The organism is Nocardia sp. GCM10030253 (assembly GCF_042675075.1).
Taxonomy (GTDB): Bacteria; Actinomycetota; Actinomycetes; order Mycobacteriales; family Mycobacteriaceae; genus Nocardia.
This window is the reverse complement of sequence record NZ_JBHTDL010000008.1, coordinates 1-15,416: the sequence shown is the minus strand read 5'-3', so window position 1 is coordinate 15,416 and position 15,416 is coordinate 1. Positions and strand designations below refer to the sequence as shown.

16 protein-coding genes and 1 pseudogene are annotated in these 15,416 nt (G+C 64.1%); 5 read left to right on the top strand and 12 right to left on the bottom strand.

The window, feature by feature from the left end:
• Positions 1-59: 59 nt before the first annotated feature.
• Complete coding sequence (locus ACFQZZ_RS18585; RefSeq protein ID WP_378681961.1) at positions 60-602, bottom strand: nuclear transport factor 2 family protein; 543 nt, start codon at positions 600-602, stop codon at positions 60-62.
• A 99-nt stretch (positions 603-701) separates the two neighbouring features.
• Between ACFQZZ_RS18585 and ACFQZZ_RS18580 the strand changes: the two genes are divergently transcribed.
• A complete protein-coding gene (locus ACFQZZ_RS18580; RefSeq protein WP_378681958.1) occupies positions 702-1,154 on the top strand; it encodes a MarR family winged helix-turn-helix transcriptional regulator in 453 nt (150 codons plus the stop codon).
• Here ACFQZZ_RS18580 and ACFQZZ_RS18575 read toward each other — a convergent pair.
• Together ACFQZZ_RS18575 and ACFQZZ_RS18570 are read right to left on the bottom strand one after the other, a co-directional pair.
• A complete protein-coding gene (locus tag ACFQZZ_RS18575) occupies positions 1,129-1,347 on the bottom strand; it encodes a hypothetical protein (RefSeq protein WP_378681955.1) in 219 nt (72 codons plus the stop codon). The genes ACFQZZ_RS18580 and ACFQZZ_RS18575 overlap by 26 nt on opposite strands.
• A complete protein-coding gene (locus ACFQZZ_RS18570; protein WP_378681952.1) occupies positions 1,344-1,637 on the bottom strand; it encodes a hypothetical protein in 294 nt (97 codons plus the stop codon). Before ACFQZZ_RS18570 ends, ACFQZZ_RS18575 begins: the two co-directional genes overlap by 4 nt.
• Before the next feature lie 168 nt (positions 1,638-1,805).
• Between ACFQZZ_RS18570 and ACFQZZ_RS18565 the strand changes: the two genes are divergently transcribed.
• Positions 1,806-2,744, top strand: a complete 939-nt coding sequence (locus ACFQZZ_RS18565; RefSeq protein ID WP_378681949.1) for a helix-turn-helix domain-containing protein — start codon at positions 1,806-1,808, stop codon at positions 2,742-2,744.
• A gap of 130 nt (positions 2,745-2,874) precedes the next feature.
• On the opposite strand, the gene ACFQZZ_RS18560 is transcribed toward ACFQZZ_RS18565, so the two are convergent.
• Positions 2,875-3,408, bottom strand: a complete 534-nt coding sequence (locus ACFQZZ_RS18560; protein WP_378681946.1) for a cupin domain-containing protein — start codon at positions 3,406-3,408, stop codon at positions 2,875-2,877.
• 123 nt (positions 3,409-3,531) lie between these two features.
• Between ACFQZZ_RS18560 and ACFQZZ_RS18555 the strand changes: the two genes are divergently transcribed.
• Both ACFQZZ_RS18555 and ACFQZZ_RS18550 read left to right on the top strand, forming a co-directional pair.
• A complete protein-coding gene (locus ACFQZZ_RS18555) occupies positions 3,532-4,545 on the top strand; it encodes a GlxA family transcriptional regulator (protein WP_378681943.1) in 1,014 nt (337 codons plus the stop codon).
• Positions 4,546-5,033: 488 nt separating this feature from the next.
• Positions 5,034-5,699 (top strand): G1 family glutamic endopeptidase, encoded by a 666-nt coding sequence (locus tag ACFQZZ_RS18550; protein WP_378681940.1) that lies wholly within the window; start codon positions 5,034-5,036, stop codon positions 5,697-5,699.
• A 31-nt stretch (positions 5,700-5,730) separates the two neighbouring features.
• Here ACFQZZ_RS18550 and ACFQZZ_RS18545 read toward each other — a convergent pair whose 3' ends face one another.
• The 5 genes from ACFQZZ_RS18545 to ACFQZZ_RS18525 all read right to left on the bottom strand — a co-directional run bounded on the left by ACFQZZ_RS18545 (position 5,731) and on the right by ACFQZZ_RS18525 (position 12,742).
• Entirely contained in the window at positions 5,731-6,909 is a 1,179-nt protein-coding gene (locus ACFQZZ_RS18545) for an FAD-binding protein (protein ID WP_378681938.1), read from the bottom strand.
• 160 nt (positions 6,910-7,069) lie between these two features.
• On the bottom strand, positions 7,070-8,101 hold the full coding sequence (locus tag ACFQZZ_RS18540; RefSeq protein WP_378681935.1) for a hypothetical protein: 1,032 nt from the start codon (positions 8,099-8,101) through the stop codon (positions 7,070-7,072).
• A 111-nt stretch (positions 8,102-8,212) separates the two neighbouring features.
• Positions 8,213-10,291, bottom strand: coding sequence for a hypothetical protein (locus tag ACFQZZ_RS18535; protein WP_378681932.1), 2,079 nt, complete (start codon positions 10,289-10,291; stop codon positions 8,213-8,215).
• Positions 10,291-12,318 carry a type VII secretion target gene (locus ACFQZZ_RS18530; protein ID WP_378681929.1) on the bottom strand — a complete coding sequence of 676 codons (2,028 nt, stop codon included), beginning with the start codon at positions 12,316-12,318 and terminating at the stop codon, positions 10,291-10,293. The genes ACFQZZ_RS18535 and ACFQZZ_RS18530 overlap by 1 nt, the downstream gene beginning before the upstream one ends.
• A gap of 34 nt (positions 12,319-12,352) precedes the next feature.
• Positions 12,353-12,742 (bottom strand): hypothetical protein, encoded by a 390-nt coding sequence (locus tag ACFQZZ_RS18525; RefSeq protein ID WP_378681926.1) that lies wholly within the window; start codon positions 12,740-12,742, stop codon positions 12,353-12,355.
• A 395-nt stretch (positions 12,743-13,137) separates the two neighbouring features.
• Between ACFQZZ_RS18525 and ACFQZZ_RS18520 the strand changes: the two genes are divergently transcribed.
• Positions 13,138-13,377, top strand: coding sequence for a hypothetical protein (locus tag ACFQZZ_RS18520; RefSeq protein ID WP_378681924.1), 240 nt, complete (start codon positions 13,138-13,140; stop codon positions 13,375-13,377).
• A 237-nt stretch (positions 13,378-13,614) separates the two neighbouring features.
• Here ACFQZZ_RS18520 and ACFQZZ_RS18515 read toward each other — a convergent pair whose 3' ends face one another.
• The 3 genes and pseudogenes from ACFQZZ_RS18515 to ACFQZZ_RS18505 form a co-directional block, all read right to left on the bottom strand.
• Positions 13,615-13,893 carry a hypothetical protein gene (locus ACFQZZ_RS18515; RefSeq protein ID WP_378681921.1) on the bottom strand — a complete coding sequence of 93 codons (279 nt, stop codon included), beginning with the start codon at positions 13,891-13,893 and terminating at the stop codon, positions 13,615-13,617.
• A gap of 30 nt (positions 13,894-13,923) precedes the next feature.
• Positions 13,924-14,877, bottom strand: coding sequence for a hypothetical protein (locus tag ACFQZZ_RS18510; RefSeq protein WP_378681918.1), 954 nt, complete (start codon positions 14,875-14,877; stop codon positions 13,924-13,926).
• A gap of 98 nt (positions 14,878-14,975) precedes the next feature.
• Positions 14,976-15,416 (bottom strand): annotated as a pseudogene (locus ACFQZZ_RS18505) (hypothetical protein); the annotation flags it as partial.

Sequence of the window (15,416 nt, the reverse complement as noted above, 5' to 3'; positions counted from 1 at the left end):
CAGATGCGTCCATGGCGGTAGTCGCGTCGGCCAGGAGTCCGGGAATCGGTGTGACCGGATCAGGACGGCAGGGTGCCTGTGGTCCAGACAAGTGCGGTTTCCACGCGTGAGAATCGCCAGCCTTCGGGAGTGCGGACGGCATCGAATCGGTAGGTCCCTCCCGCTGTGAACAGGGGTTCCGGGGCGATCTTGCCGTCCACGGTGGATGTCGGAACGATCGCGAGGACTGCGTTCGTACGGACCGCCGCGTGGTCGCCCGCCAAGTCGATCTGCACGTTGCTGATGTAGTGCGGAGCTCGCCGTTCGTTCGAATGGTTCCGGCTGGCCAGCGCGATCACGGCATCACGTCCTTGCGCCTCGCCGCCGGGGGATTCGGCCTTCACGTCGGCGGTGTAGATCGTGTTGAACGCGTCGAATCGACCTTCGTCGAGGGCGGTTGCGAGACGGTCGACCAAGGCCTGGATCTCCTGACGGTCCAGCAGTTCTCGCAGTTGACGCCGGGTGGAGTCATCCTCGGTCGCGGTGGCGCCGGTCGAGCACGCGGTAGCCAGTAGCGCCAACGGCAACGCAAGGATCGGGAGTGTGCGGCGGAGCTTGTTCATCGGGCGGCCCTTTCGGCATTATTGTTGGTCACCCCAACGTGGGTGACACCAACAATAGCGGTTGTGGGTGTCACCAACAAGTGTTGGTAGATTGGGCGCATGGAGATAGCGCATGACGGCGCAGCGAGCAGGTTGCGCGGATTGCCGACCCGGCTGGTCAACCAGGTCGCTGTCCTGGCTGATCGCGCCACCGAGCGTGCCCTTGCCGATACCGGGTCACGTCGGCATCACTACGCGCTGCTCGCCACTCTGTGTGAGTTCGGTCCCGCCAGTCAGGCAGACCTCGGCCGCCGCACCCGCATCGATCGCAGCGATATCGTGGCCGCGCTCAATGACCTGGCCGAGCGTGGTCTGATCGATCGCAGCCCCGACCCCGGCGATCGCCGCCGCAATGTCGTCACCATTACGGAACCGGGCACCGATCATCTCGAGGAGTTGGACCGTAGGCTCGACCGTGCCCAGGACGAACTGCTCGCCGCCCTTTCGGGAGACCAGCGCCGCCAGCTGGTCAACCTACTCACCGGGATCATCGACGACCACGCCCGAAGATGAGCCCTGCCTGCCAGGTGTGACAGGAACGGACGACACGCTGCGCGCCCACCGGGCGGCCGGATTCCTCATCCTCCAACCGCTGCCGAATCGCTTCCACCGTGCGCTCTTTCGGGATGCGCTCGGGCAAGAAGATCACCGCGAAGACCACGGCCAGAGGTAGCCCGATCACGGCCACCCACCCGAGCATGATCATCGGTGGACTCCGGCGACCGGCGACCAGCGGCCGAAGGATGCGCGAGGAGCGGCACATTCGACATCGACGGTCGCCATCACCCGATCCAACGTCAGCACGTCCGCATGCGCCGATGACGACAACAGCAGCACATCGGCCCCCGAGGACTCGACCTGTTCGGCCAGGCCGAGCGGTGAACCAGGATCGGCCCACCGCAGCGCGTATCCCAACCGCCGTGCCAACCGCCGCACCTGCGCCGAATCCCATTCCGGTATCGGCGACGACGGATCTATCCATCCGATCGCGTCCACCTCGCGCCCCCTTCAGTCGTCCGGTTGGTATGCACCCACCGCCGGGGACTACCAAGGCATCGACCCGGAGGCTGGGCTGAAAAATACGCTAGGCGTGCATAGTTCGGGAACCGGGTAGTTCGGCGTCCACAGCCGTCTACACCGGACAATGCGCGTTAGGCTGGTCCTATGGAACCCGGTGCGCTGATGCGTGCCGCTCGCGAGGCAGCGGGTATCTCGCTGCGCGCGATGGCCGAGCGGAGCTACTACAGCAAGGCGTACTTGTCGCTGATCGAGACCGGCCAGCGCCCGGTGCCTGCCGGTGTCGCCGCTGCCTACGACAGGGTGCTGGACGTGGACCTGGGACGGCTGACGGCGGTGGCGCGAATGCCAGCCGGTGTGGACACCGCCGCCCTGTCCGACGTAGGGGTGGTGCTGGCAGCTACGCGCCGAATCGAGGACGCGGCAGGGGCTTTGACGGTTCTACCCGCTGTCCGGGGTATGGCGGAGATGGCCGAGACGTTTGCGGGCCAGGCGCGTTCAGCGCGCGCCGAAGCGTCGGCGGGCATCGCATCCGAGGTCGTTCAATATCGGGGATGGCTGGAGCACGCGATCGGAGCCGACGCCGCCGCCCGGCGCAGCCTCGGCACGGCCGTGAACCTGGCGAAGGCGTCCCGCGATCCGGACCGGCTTGCGCACAGCCTGGGTTTTCTCGGCTACGTGACTGTGAGCGCGGGGAATTACGGCGCGGTTGTCGCCCTTTCGGACGCCGCGCTGGCGGTGCGGGACGCACACCCCATCATCACCGCCTACGGGCGAATGCGGCGTGCTGAGCTGTTGGCCGCGCACAGAGAGACGGGCGAAGCGCAACGCGCGCTCGCCCTGGCCGATGCGGCGATCGAAGCGGCGGACGGCATCGACCCTCCCGCGTCGATGTATTGGTGGAGCACCGGATTCGGGGCCGTGCAGCGCGGTGGCGTTCTGGCGCTGCTGGGGCACACGGCCGAAGCAATCGGGGAGGCGACACAGGGGCTGGCTGCGATGCCGGCCGAGCACCGCCGGACCGAATGGCTGGCGTCAGCGCTGCGCCGCGTCGACCCGGACATGAATGCGGACGGCTCGGTGTGAGTGGCCTGCGGCTTGGCGGGGTTGGTTGCGGACTTGCCAGCCGGATCTTTCGCAAAGGTCTGCGGGTCGCGGGGTGGAGACGTGCGGAGAGGCTGTCCCGCCCGGGCTGGACAGCCTCCGGTGCAAGGGGTCAGCGGGCAGCTGTGGGGACGAGGTCGAAGTTATCGGTTTGGTATTGGAAGAGCAGGCATTCGGTGCCGGGTTCGCATCCACTCAGGTGGGGGATGCCGGCGGAAAGGGTGTAGAAGGACCCGGCAGGGTACTCGATCCTCTTGCCGTCGAAGACGGCATAAAACGTACCGCTGAGCACGACAGTTGGCAGGTCGCTCGTGTGGTAGTGCATCGGATTGTCTTTTCCGGCAGGGAATTTGACGAAGGCTTCATACGGTCCGTGCCCGGCGAGGTCGCCGCGGACATCGGCGAACTCGACGCCGCCGCTGTCGGGAAGGTCGCGCCAGACCAGATCGCCGGACGGGAATGAGATGGCAGGGGCGTTGGCCGGTGCCTGCGCGGTCGAGGCCGGTGTCGGTGAAGTCGTGGCGGGTGCGGGGGCGGCAGATGTGTTCTCGCACGCGGTTGCCGAGACTGCCACCGCCAGCGCGGGCAGGATGGTGCGAGTGATGCGACGCATGTGGTGAGCACGCTTCGGAGCGAGCGAATTCATGGGGTTCCTTTCACGGGATATCAGGGTCGGCGTCCACGATCTCGTGACCGGCCCCCGCCCGACAGTGGCTCGTGTGCCTACAATCAACGGAATTGGGCCAACGAGGTTGCGGGGAGGACAGCGGTGGATGTGATCGCCGTCGTGGCGTTCGACCGGATCAACCCTTTCCACCTGTCGGTGCCGTGCCTGGTATTCGGCGAGGAACAGCCCTCACCTGAGTTGCCGCCGTGCGAAATCCGTGTTTGCACGCCCGAGGCGGCGCCGATCACCACGACCGCGGGGTTCACTGTCTCGACCGGTCACGGCCTCGACGAGGTAACGGGTGCGTCGATGGTGATCGTGCCCAGCTGGCCGGATCCGGACCTACCGGCCCCGCCTGCCATCATCGACGCGATCCGCATCGCCCACGACAACGGTGCGCGAGTGGTCGGTTTGTGCCTGGGTGCGTTCGTCGTCGCCGACACCGGTCTACTGGCGCACCGACCGGCGGCCACCCATTGGAAATGGGCCGATGTGTTCGCCCGCCGGTTCCCGGATGTACTGCTGGATAGGGAATCCCTCTACGTCGACGACGGCGACATCGTCACCTCGGCGGGGACCACGGCCGCGATCGACACCTGCCTGCATCTGCTGCGCCGCCAACACGGCGCCGAACTAGCCAACCGGGTCGCACGCCGCCTGGTTACCCCACCGCATCGCGAGGGCGGGCAGGCGCAGTTCATCGAACACCCCTTGCCCGCAACGGGTTCCCAGCATCCATTGACGAGCACACTGCGGTGGGCCATAGAACACCTCGACGAGGACCTCGCTGTCGACCGGCTCGCCGCCCGCGCCAACATGAGTCGCCGCACCTTCACCCGCCGCTTCAGTGACACCGTCGGCACCGGCGTCGCCGCCTGGGTGGCTACCCAGCGCACGGTCATGGCACAGCGCCTGCTCGAAACCAGTGACTACCCCATCGACCGCATCGCCGAACTCTGCGGATTCGGCAGCGCGGTCACCATGCGCGAACAATTCTGGCGCGCCATCGGCACCACCCCCTCGGCCTACCGCAAAACCTTCCGAGGCCCCACACAGCAGCTTGGTTCGTCCTACGGCTCGCTTGACGTCGCCGCACCCCGCCCAAGCGGTCGTTAAGACTGACAAAGAACTCTTCTGCTGGGAAAAGGCCAAGCCGAAGATCACCGCAGTTGTGTTCGACGTCGGTGAGACGCTCGTGGAATCACTCGATATGAGTGTGGCTAGCCGGTAGCGGCGGTGCATTGCTGTCGAATAGGCATAGGATCCGACTCGTCGAACCGGAGGCCGAAGCGCGTGATGATCGATTGTGCGCAAAACTGATGATCTGGATCGTTCGATCTGCGCGGGAGCGCGAGTGGATGTCTCTTTCAATCCGAATGCATTGAGCAACGGCAGGAAGGACGGATGTCATGGTCGGAAAAGTCGTCCCCAATACGAATGGAGCGCGGGTCTTCCCGCCTGCGCCACAGGGTTTCGACGCGCTCGTCGCGACCAGAACAGATCTCGCGCGGCACGGGCTGCCGCCGCGCCCTGACCCTCGGACACAGCCAGGGCTGTCAGCGCTGTGGGAGCAGGGCGCGCGCCGCTACGGTAGTTTCGAGCACTTGGAGCCCGAGCTGATCCCCGCCGATACGCCGACGGAGCCTGTCACCGGGGAAGCGAGTTTCGGCCTGTCGCAAAGAGACGATTGCGGATACACGCTGTTCAGCACCGAGCCGTTCGTCGAGCTGTTTGCGACCTGGACCATACCGAACCTGAACCACCGGCCCACCAGCATGGAGCCGAATCATTTCCACACATTCCTCGGCCTCGGGTTCCTCGATGTCCATGTGGAAATGACCGTCGATCCCGCCCAGAACGTCACCGCTCAGATTCAGATCCACAACGGAACGCAAGTCGCCCTTCCGGTCAGCCCAGGCGATGCGATTACCGCCACCCTGTGCCTGCAAACCAACTCCGCCGGCACCGCAGCCTACTTCTTGGCCAACGAAACAACGTCCCAGACCATGAATTTCCAGATGGATACCGGATTCCCGCCAGCCGTCACAATCGACGCGGGTATCAGCCGAAGCCAGCTCAACGCCCCGTTCAATCCGCTGGCTCGATTCGGCGTGGTGTACTTCGACGAGATCATCGCCTTTACGACCAACGGAACGCGATCTCTCACCAGCGGCACGCCGATAACGATGGTCGACTCCGACGGATCCACCCTGGCGAGACCGGTCAGACTGACCGAGAACGCATTCAAGACGGTCTACGAAGGCGACTGAAAACAGGGAGGAACCCTGGACCCGGCCAGGATCAGGTAGGCACGGTGGCCTTCACGAGCGGGAGGTGGGCGTTGATGTGTTCCAGTCGGTGCGAGGAGCGCAGCTTTGCAAGCTGATCCAGGTCGGTTCCGTAGAGTCGCTCGGCCAGCGAGTCGTCGATGTCGTTGACGCCATAAAGGTAAGGACGTCCGCCCAGCTCGCAGCAGCGAGCCAGAAGGTCGCGAAACACTTGGCGGGTGGCGGCGATGGCGGCCGGGTCGCGGTCGATCCAGGTGTACACGCCCAGTCCGATCGAGACAGGGGCAGTGCCGACTGGGGCGAAGGCGAATTGGGTTGGGTCGGAGGGGCGTCGCACGATCAAGATGTACAAGGCCGAGAGACCACGGTTCAGCGGAGCTCGGTGTTGTAGTGCCTCCACGGCCGCGACCATCGGTGCGAGCTGCCCGGCAGGCACGAGGTAATCGGTCCACAGGCGCACGTGGTCCGAGGGCTGAGTGGCCATCCGTGTGACTTCATGGTGCATCTTGAACGGTAAGCGGGCCACAATCGCGCAGTTCTCGTCGCCGCATCGCTGCAGATCGCTGCCGCTCCAGCCGGTGGTGGAGCGGAGCATGCTGCCGCGCTGGGACGCGAAGTAGATGTCGACATCTTCGCGCTGTGCGATCCGTTCGGTGTGCTCGACGAGTTCGTTCAGTGCGGCATGTTGCGCGCGGTGCACGTGGCTGTTGCTGTGGTACGGCACGGTGCGCAGCACGGCCCGTTCGATCAGTCCGACGGTACCGAGCCCGCCGAGTGCGAACCGGAACAGCTCCGGATGGTCGGTCCGCGAGCACCATCGGCTGGCTCCTGTTCCGTCGGTCAGCTGGATCCGCTCCACGTGATCGACCTGCATGCCGTACCGCACCGAGTTGCTTCCGATGCCGCCCACCGAGAGGGTTCCGCCTACCGATAAGTGCAGGTAGTCGGTCAGCACAGGGAAGGCTCTGGCGTGGCGGTTCAGGTAACGCTCCAGCTCGTACCAGCTCATACCGGCGGGTGTTTCGATCAGGCCCTCGCCAACGTCCCGTATTTGCGCGGCCGCGGTGTCCGGCGCGTAGGTGACGAGTAGTTCACCATCGGTGACAGTCTGCCCATCAACGGAATGTCCCGCACCGCGCAGCGTCAACGATCGACCAGAGCTGAGCAGTGCGGAGGGAAACGCGGCGGGCATCCGGTGCACGGCCTGTGGGACGGCGCGTCGAAACCCGCCGAAGTCAGTGGTGAACTCGGCGATGGGAACCTCACAGGAACTAGTGGCCGCACCTTCGGGAAACCGGCTCGCACCCGAGTATGGGCCTTCCCGGAGTGGGGAACTCCCCGCAGTCAATCGCTTATGCACTACAGGGTCCCCATGTGGGTGTCCCGTAGACGTTGAGTTTGTCGACGCCGTGGTCGGCGGAGGAGCCCAATCCGACTCCCGAGTAACGCAAGGTAGCCCCACACGATTCTGCTGCCAGGGCGAGGGCGTCGACGGCATGGGGGGTGCCGTAATGCCGGGACGCGAGTTCGCGTACGAGCCACGTCATGTCGTCGTGTTCCTTCGGGATCAGGGTGAGCCCGAAGGCGGGGGCGCCGGTACCGCGCGAACAGCAGACGAAGAATCTCTGCCGGTGGAGTTCGGCCGCGTCGATGCCACACCGAACGAGCTCGGACAGCACTTCCCATGCCGGATCACCAAAGTAGCGGACCATTTTCATCGGCACGGCGACGTCGTCGAGCCGGGCCCTCAGGTAGATCTTGTGGTTTACCTCGCCTCGCGCGTCCACCTCGAGCGCAGCACCGACAGGCTTGAAGAGCAGCTCGTGGTCGGGTACGGACACCAAACCGGCGAATCCCGGCCATGCACTGCACAACCGGTCCAGCGCCCCCGGCACGATCTTCGGACCGCCGTATACCTTGAGGCGGGCTGCATGATGTGGCGCCGCGGCATGGTGGACGACCCCTATCCACGTGGGGGAGCGATGCAGTCCCGAAACTGTCGCCGGATCGGGATACAGCGTTGAGACGAAGGTCTGCAGCATGTCTGCGACCGCCTCATCCGCGTTCGGCAACCATGCGACGAGATCCCGAATAGCCGCGACTTGAGCAGCGACGCGAGGGCCGAACTCCGTTTGTTGCGTCGCGGTCTCGGTGACATAGCGAAGGGCGGGTGCGACCTTGCCTAGACCGCCGGTCACACTGACTTCGAGCGGAATACCAGAGGCGGTCAGCGTGCTGGCCCGGCGTCCATCCGGCGCTAGTGGCTCCAACTGCCCGCCGGAAGCGCGTTCCACCATGGCTCGCAGGGGCGTCGGATCGCAACGCAGCGTCAACCGCTCGGCCAAGTCGACCAGGAGATCTCCGGCAGCTCCAGCCGTCACCATCGTCGGAATTGTCGGGTGGGTCCGGTGATTTGAGGCAGGGCGGCGAGTGCGGAGGAATCGGCCGACCGTGGCACCGATGCTCCTACGGTCACGTCAAGTACCACGTTCACGTCAGATCCCGGTAGGCGTGGGAACGGCCGGCGGTCTCGGCGGTGAGGCGGGTGCCGCAACCGCGGGCGGCGCGGCAGGCGCTTGTCCGGAGTTGTCGAGGTCGGCGCCACTCGGGTGCGCGAAACGTACGAATGCGCCGAAACGGCCATGGCCATCGTCCGGCGGAAAGTGCTGATTGAACGGCACCACCTGTTTGTTGGAGATGATGCCCCAGCCATCGTCGGTCTTCACGAGCACGCCGCTGCGATCCTCCCACTCCACGACATCGCCGGTCTTCAGATCGGCGAGTTCGACCGGGCGCCACGTAGTCGAATCTCCTCGCGTGCCTTGGTAGGCGGAGCGCGCATCGCCAGTCGGGTCGTTCATCGCCTTCTGCACCGCCTCTGCCACCGCCGACGACACCTGCTGTGGCGAAGCACCTTCCAACTTCAAATCCACCTTGGCGTTCGGCCCAGTCGCCGGTGGCGGTGGTGCCGTCGGATCGGCTGCCACCGCAGGCACCGCCTGTGCCTGTGCACCAGGAGTCGTCGCGGTCGCCGACGCAGTTGCCTTGCCCTGCTCGGCCTCTCGCAGACGTCTGCGAAGGTTCGCGTTCTCCTCGGCGATCTGCGAGCTGGCCGCGGTGGCTTTGTCCCCACCTAGACCACCACCCATCCCACCCATCCCCATCAGCGGACCCAGCAGTGACATCGGATTGAATCCGGAACCCTGCCCCCCACCCGACGCCCCGGAGTTCGACCCGCCCGCCTGCGTGACCTGCGGCTGCGTGCCGATCCCGCTCATCATTGCTTCGATACGGGAAAGAGCGTCGTTCTTGGACCCATCGCCAGTGGAATCGCCGGTTGTGCTGGTGTCCGAAGCCGGGAGGACAGAGCCGTCCGCGCCCTCCTCCCCTGTGGTGAGCAGGTCCTTGAATTCGCCCGTGAAGTCTGTCGTGCCGGTGGTGCCTGTCGTGCCGGTGGTGCCTGTCGTGCCGGTGGTGCCTGTCGTGCCGGTGGTGCCTGTGGTGCCGGTGGTGCCGGACGTGTCCTTACCACCTTTGGTGTCCTTACCACCTTTGGTGTCTTTACCGCCGCTGTGGTCGTCGGCGTCGTCATTCTTTGTGTCGACCGCCGCAGCCTTCTTCTGGAATTCCTCGATCGCTTTCTTGTAATCGCTATGCCATTTCTCGGCAGCCTCGTCGATGTGTCTGACGTAGTAACGCTGTTCCGCTTCAGGGGTCAGGTAGAAGCTGCCGACAACAAGCTCTTTGTTATTCGCGTCCGTGTGCTTCGCGTAGACGGTGACCCGTGTTTGGGACTGGGCAGGGCCCCCGGAGCTTTCCGTGAGATTGTCGCCCTCCCTCGTGGTAGGCGGCTCGTACTTGAGGTGCTTGTCGAGTTCTTCCTTGATTGTCACGAGGTTCTTGACGGTTTGCTTGCCCAGTAGCTCAGTGTCGAGGGTTTCTATTTTGACCTCACCGTGAGCTTTTTTGTATGTATCCTGCCGGTCAGTCAGTTGCGTTTTCAGGCTTGTGTGCTCGTTTCTGATGTGTGACCAGCCATCCACGGTCGTGACGTCGTTACCTTCGAGCACTTTGGTGAAGTCGGGCGCGGATTTCGGATCACTAATGGCGATTGTATCGAATCCCCGCTGCATTGTGAACTCGGTGTCCGTGATCAGCAAATCCAGAGCGGCACTGCGGCCCTTCGGCCGCCACAATTTAACTCGCTCCAGATGTGTGCTCTCGTCGTCTATTCCGACTTTGCCGTACTTCTCGAACTTCGCTGTCTCGGCCGCTGTCGCCGCCGCTGTCGCCGCCGCAGTCTTGTCTCTTTCGACATCTGTCGTATCGCCGGACTTGATCGCGGCTACAATTTTCCTGTATTCTTCTTTTTCATGCAAATTGTTGCTGCGGGATGCGTTGAAGAGCATTTGTGAAATGCCGGGGTCGAGATCATTCACAACCTTCTTGAAATCGGCTGCATTCAATTCATGCAGAGCCTTCAGTGATTTCTCGGCCTCGCCCTTGTTGAAACCGCCGCCACCATAAGTGTCGTAGCCTTCTATCTGATCGACAACTTCTTCTGCTTTTCCCATCAGGCTCTCCTCTGCTCGCCGGAGCCCTCGGACTCCGCCGGACCTCTCAGCAAATCAGCGATGGACGACGGAGCTCCGCCGCGATCGACGAAATTGACGCTGACGGAACTGACGCCGTAGGCGCCTGGCCCGACATTGCGCGCAATCTCGACGTTCGGGACCGCCCAACCTGGATCGGTCGTTCCTGCTGTCCGCGTCGCCACTACAGATGCTGTCGCCGAGAACATTGGGTGCTCAGTTATCTGGCCGTAGGTATAGAACGCGTCGCGCAGAGTCTGCCGGTCGGATTCGCCTATGGCGAGCAACAGCAACAGTTCGTCGGCACGGCGCTCGAAAACCATGCCGCGCAGTGCTTCCGTGTCGGATAAGTCCAGGCGGACGTCGGCGGGAACATGGGACACGTCCACCCGCCGCGACCGCAGTGTCGCCGCCGCCGTGTCATCGGCAGCGCGCATCTGATCCCACCAGCTCGCCGGGATGGGCAAACCAGCGTGTAGTGCATCGAGGATCCGTTGCCGCAGGGCGCGGTGTGTGGAGAGCTCCGCGTCGATGCTGGAGACGGCCGCGCGGACTCGCGCATCCGCGGCTTGCGCCAGTTCGAGGCACTTGGCCCGAATTTCCGTTTCGGGCACCGTCGCAGCCTGTCGCAGCAACTCGTCCGAGCCGGCCAGCGCGAGCCGGTCGACCAGTCCGACACCGGGCAAGGTGAAGTCGACGGCGGACTCGACCGCCGACACCCAGTCCTCGACGGCGACATTTGCGCCGAGGGCTGCGCGCAGGGCGTCGGGGATTGCCACGGACGACACCAGGGCGCTGATTCGGGTACCTATGTGACGCATCTTTCGGCCGAACTCGGCGAGCATCCTGGCCGGGTCGGTGGTGCCCTCGAATGCCGCGATGGCCTCTCGACCCGCGTTGGTGAGGGCGGCATCGACCCACTTCCATGGGACGAGGACCTCCGACGGCAGGAACAGTCCGGGAGGCAGCCAGCCACGGCCCTCGGTAGAGGTCAGCACAACGACGGGCCCGACGGGGGTGCGCAGCACCGCCACCGCCCATTCCAGACGGTGCGCCGAATCAGCTACGGCGGCAAGGGTTGCGGCGAGCAGAGTGCGGGCAAGTACCAAGTCGTCTTCAGTCTGTTCGCCTACCACGAACGACGGTAGCGTCTGCTTGTCCTCGGCCACGTGAACCGCTGCCGCGAAGGGGCCCGTCGCCAGTGGTGTCGGCAATGCGCGGGCCATGCCCGCATCGCCGACTGCTGCCGCGAACGGGCCCGGCACCAGCGGTGCACCTATCCCGCCGGTCATGCCCGCCGCATCGTTCGCGTCGCCGACCAAGCCTGGGGCATTGTTCGCGTCGCTGACCATGTCTGGGGCGTTGTTCGCCTCGACCGCCGGAGTTCCGGGTATGTCGGCGTCCGGCTCCGGTATGCCGATCGTGGGCGGCGTCATCGGTATGTCGATCGTGGGCGGTGTCGTCCAGGTCGGTGCGGAAGCTCCGGCGGGCGCGGTGTCGTAGGTCTGCGGTGCCGATGCGGGCGGTGGCGGGGCAACCTGGGTGGGGTGGCCGGTCTCGTCCGGCATGCCAGGGGCGGCGGGTGTGGTGGCGGAAGGCTGCTCCGGCTGGGTGTCGTGGACCGGGCTGGTGTCCACCCTCGCCACGGGATCCGGGGGTGCGCCGGGTGTCGGACCGACCGGCGGCCCCTCCCGGTCGACATCACCCGTCCGGACGATGTCGCCCCCGTTGGTACGGTCGGTGTCTTCGAGTGCCGCTGCCGCCGCGATCAATCGGTCTCGCGTCCGCTCATGGTTAGCGGCGAGGCGTTCCGCCTTGTCGTGGCGCCTGTTGTAGTAGTCCACCAGAGATGCCCGCACCGGGTCGGCCATCTTGCCGTAAGAAGATTCGAATCCGGCGAGCCAACCGTCTGGGATCTCACCCCACTTCCGGATGTTTGCGGCGGCGAGATCGTGCTGCTTGGCGGTTTCGCGCAGCTCCTCCGGCCTAACATCCAAGTAGTTGGGCATGTTTGGTCAATCCTTCCCGCCACCTATTCCAGGTTCATTGTTCTGCCTTCCCAAAGTTGGGAACCTGCTGGTCCGCCTCGGTTCTGGCTTGGCGTTCCCGCATGATTTCCTCGAGCGGGCGCGGCAGATTGGCGGGGTCGTTCATGGCAATGTTGTACTGCTGCTTCGCGTCCGCGGCGCTCTCCTTGATGGCGGCCATGATGTCGGCGGCCAGTTCCTGATTGTCGAACCGGGCACAGGTTCCTGGCGCCAGATACAGATCGCGCAGCCGTCCCATCGCGTCGACCTCGGGGATGACCAAGCCGCTCGGGGACGGGCGCCGCGCAAAGATCCGATCGGCTCGTTCGCGCATGTCGGCAACGCGGTGCCGCAACTCCCGCGACGTGTCGAGCGCGGCTTGAACGTCAGGGTGGATCTCTCTCATAGGTCCTCCACTCATCCGCTGGCAGAACGCCCGCCTGTGTGGCGACTGGCCAACGAGCTTCTTCTCTTCACTACGTAAGCAACACCGTTGACGAGCGTCCGGACCGTCTGACGAGTGTCCGGACCCGTCGAGTGCCGCTCGCCCTACAGGATGCGTCATCCTTCACCGCCGAACAACCGGGGTCCGGTTCGAGTGGTCGAACGCGGCTTCCGGTGCGGGGAAGATCGAGCCGAGCAGTACCCGCAGCCGGTTGACTCCGGCCACCCGATCCGACGCCGCCGAGTGGGCGGAGCGTCATCGGTCGAACGCCCTATGGGACAAGGTAATTGGCGCCCGGGTTTGATCTGGGGTCACGAAACGGCTCGGCATGGCCTGGCCCAACTCGGCTTGGTGAGGTGTACTCGACCCGTGGTGGCACGTGTGGAGTAGACGCGGCCTCACGCACCCAGTTGTTGGACGGCATCTGCCTCCACGACCTGGCCGACACCGGCACGCCGATCACCTTCGAAGACCGTTCGCTGGTGCGGCGCAACCAGATTCGCTGCGCGTGGCGAGCGGTGGCAGCGGTCGACGAGATATTCGTACGCTCCGGCGGCAGTGCGGTGCGGCGGCAGCACGTCATGCAGCGCTTCTGACGCGACGCCCATGTCGGCCTGCAGCACGCCATTCACACCCCCGGCACCCTGTATCACTCGACAGCACTGACCGCTAGAGCCGCAGGGGCAGGTGCGCGCCATGATCTGATGCTATGGTCCGCCGCGGTCGGCATGGCGATGGAGCGGGCGCCGAGCAACGGCCGTCGGCTGTTCGGCCGCGCCGTCGTCATCCTCGGTCAAAGCTCGGCGGAATTCTGTCGATGTAATCCGCCGGATTCAGGAGATGCGTTCCCAAGTAGGGTTCTTCATCACATAATGCTCTCCGATACCGTGCGCTACGCTGCCGTCATCGGAGACGAGATCGGCGTCATCACCCTCCTTGACGAGCATGCCGGTGACCTCGAAGGCGCTGTACCGGTCACTATCGCTCCATTCTTGAAGTCCATCGATATAGACGTGGGAACTCGGGCCGCACAGAAGGATGGCCCCGGCCATGGCATCCTCGGCTAAACCGTACAGAGTGACGGTGCTGTTGACGTATTGTTCAAGATCCATAATTCCTCACAAGGTCGTCGGTATCGATGGTCATTGCGGCGGCCTACGCACGAATCCGATAGAAATCACCGAACTGTCGAAATCCGTGTAGCCGGTGAAGAATGTCCTCGGGGAACTCTGATAAACTTTCATCGGACTCGATGCCCGCTTATCAGCATTTGTGTACTCCATATGGTTGGCATGCCACCAGCTCTTTGATTGCGGGTCGTACCAACCGTAGTCGAAGTTGATATAGCCGCGACTCGCGGTGGTGAACTGGCCCGACATACTCACCTGGCCGGTGATCGGGTCGGGGGCAAAGCGTGCGGGATCGGGTACGCCGTCACGGCTGCCGGACCAGAAGTGTTTGGAGAAGATGACAGCTTCCCACTCCGACGGATTGCCGTCCGGCAGCCACGTATCCACGTTGCTCAACTGCGCGAGGTCCTTATCCGCCTTCACCAGTCGCATGAATTCCATGACATTTGCTGGCTTGGTCGCAAGAATCGCGTTGAACTTCTCCGCATACTTCGATACCTTCTCGAAGGTGCGCATACCACCTTCGATTTTCGCCTCCGTCCTGGCTTTTTCCGCTTTGTATTCGTCGGATATCTTCGCCCAAGTCTTCTTTGCAGTGGCTTCGGCTTCCGCTACGTTCTTTTCATTCCTCTCGACTCTCGTGCGCGCGTCTCTCACGACTTGGGAGTCCTCGGTTGCACCATCCCTTAGTATTTTTGCGAGGTTTCGGCGCGCATCCGCAAGTAAATGCTTTGCCTCCGACACCCTGCCGTTGGCTGCATCGCCGGGCGCCAACACTTTCTGAGCCTTCGCAATCGCCTGATGTGCAATAGGGTCATCAAAGGAGAGATTCAGCGGCGGGTTACCATCCACGCCGAGGCGCACCGCTGTAACACCGATGCACCCTCGATCGAGGGTTTTCAGCTCCTCAGGGGTCATTTCACGGCCGATCTTTTTCTCCCACATCTTGATGAAGTCGTCCTTCATGAACTGACGCTGATTTTCCGAACGGTTGTTGCGAGACCCGAGCGGGGGCGCCAGCTCGCGTTCCGGCTCCCGGGTAGGCTGGTTCTCTCCTTCTCGGGCTATCGGCGGAGCATCGTCCCCACCAAGCCCAACCATCCCACGCAGTCGATCCATCGCACCACGGAGCCCACCGCGACGACGCGGTTCCTCCTCCTCGCGTCGTGCTCGGGCCTCTTCTTCTTCGCGTCGTGCTCGGGCCTCTTCTTCTTCGCGTCGTACGCGGGCTTCCTCTTCTTCGCGTCGTACGCGGGCTTCCTCTTCTTCGCGTCGTACGCGGGCCTCTTCTTCTTCGCGTCGTACGCGGGCTTCCTCTGCTTCGCGTCGTAGGCGTGCTTCTTCTTCGCGCCGTGCTCGAGCTTCTTCGCGTCGTACGCGTGCTTCTTCGCGTCGTGCTTCTTGCTCGCGTCGTATGCGGGCGTCTTCTTGTTCGCGTCGTACGCGTGCTTCTTCTTCGCGTGCGAGGCGGGCTTCTTCACGTTCGCGGGCGACGCGTGCTTCTT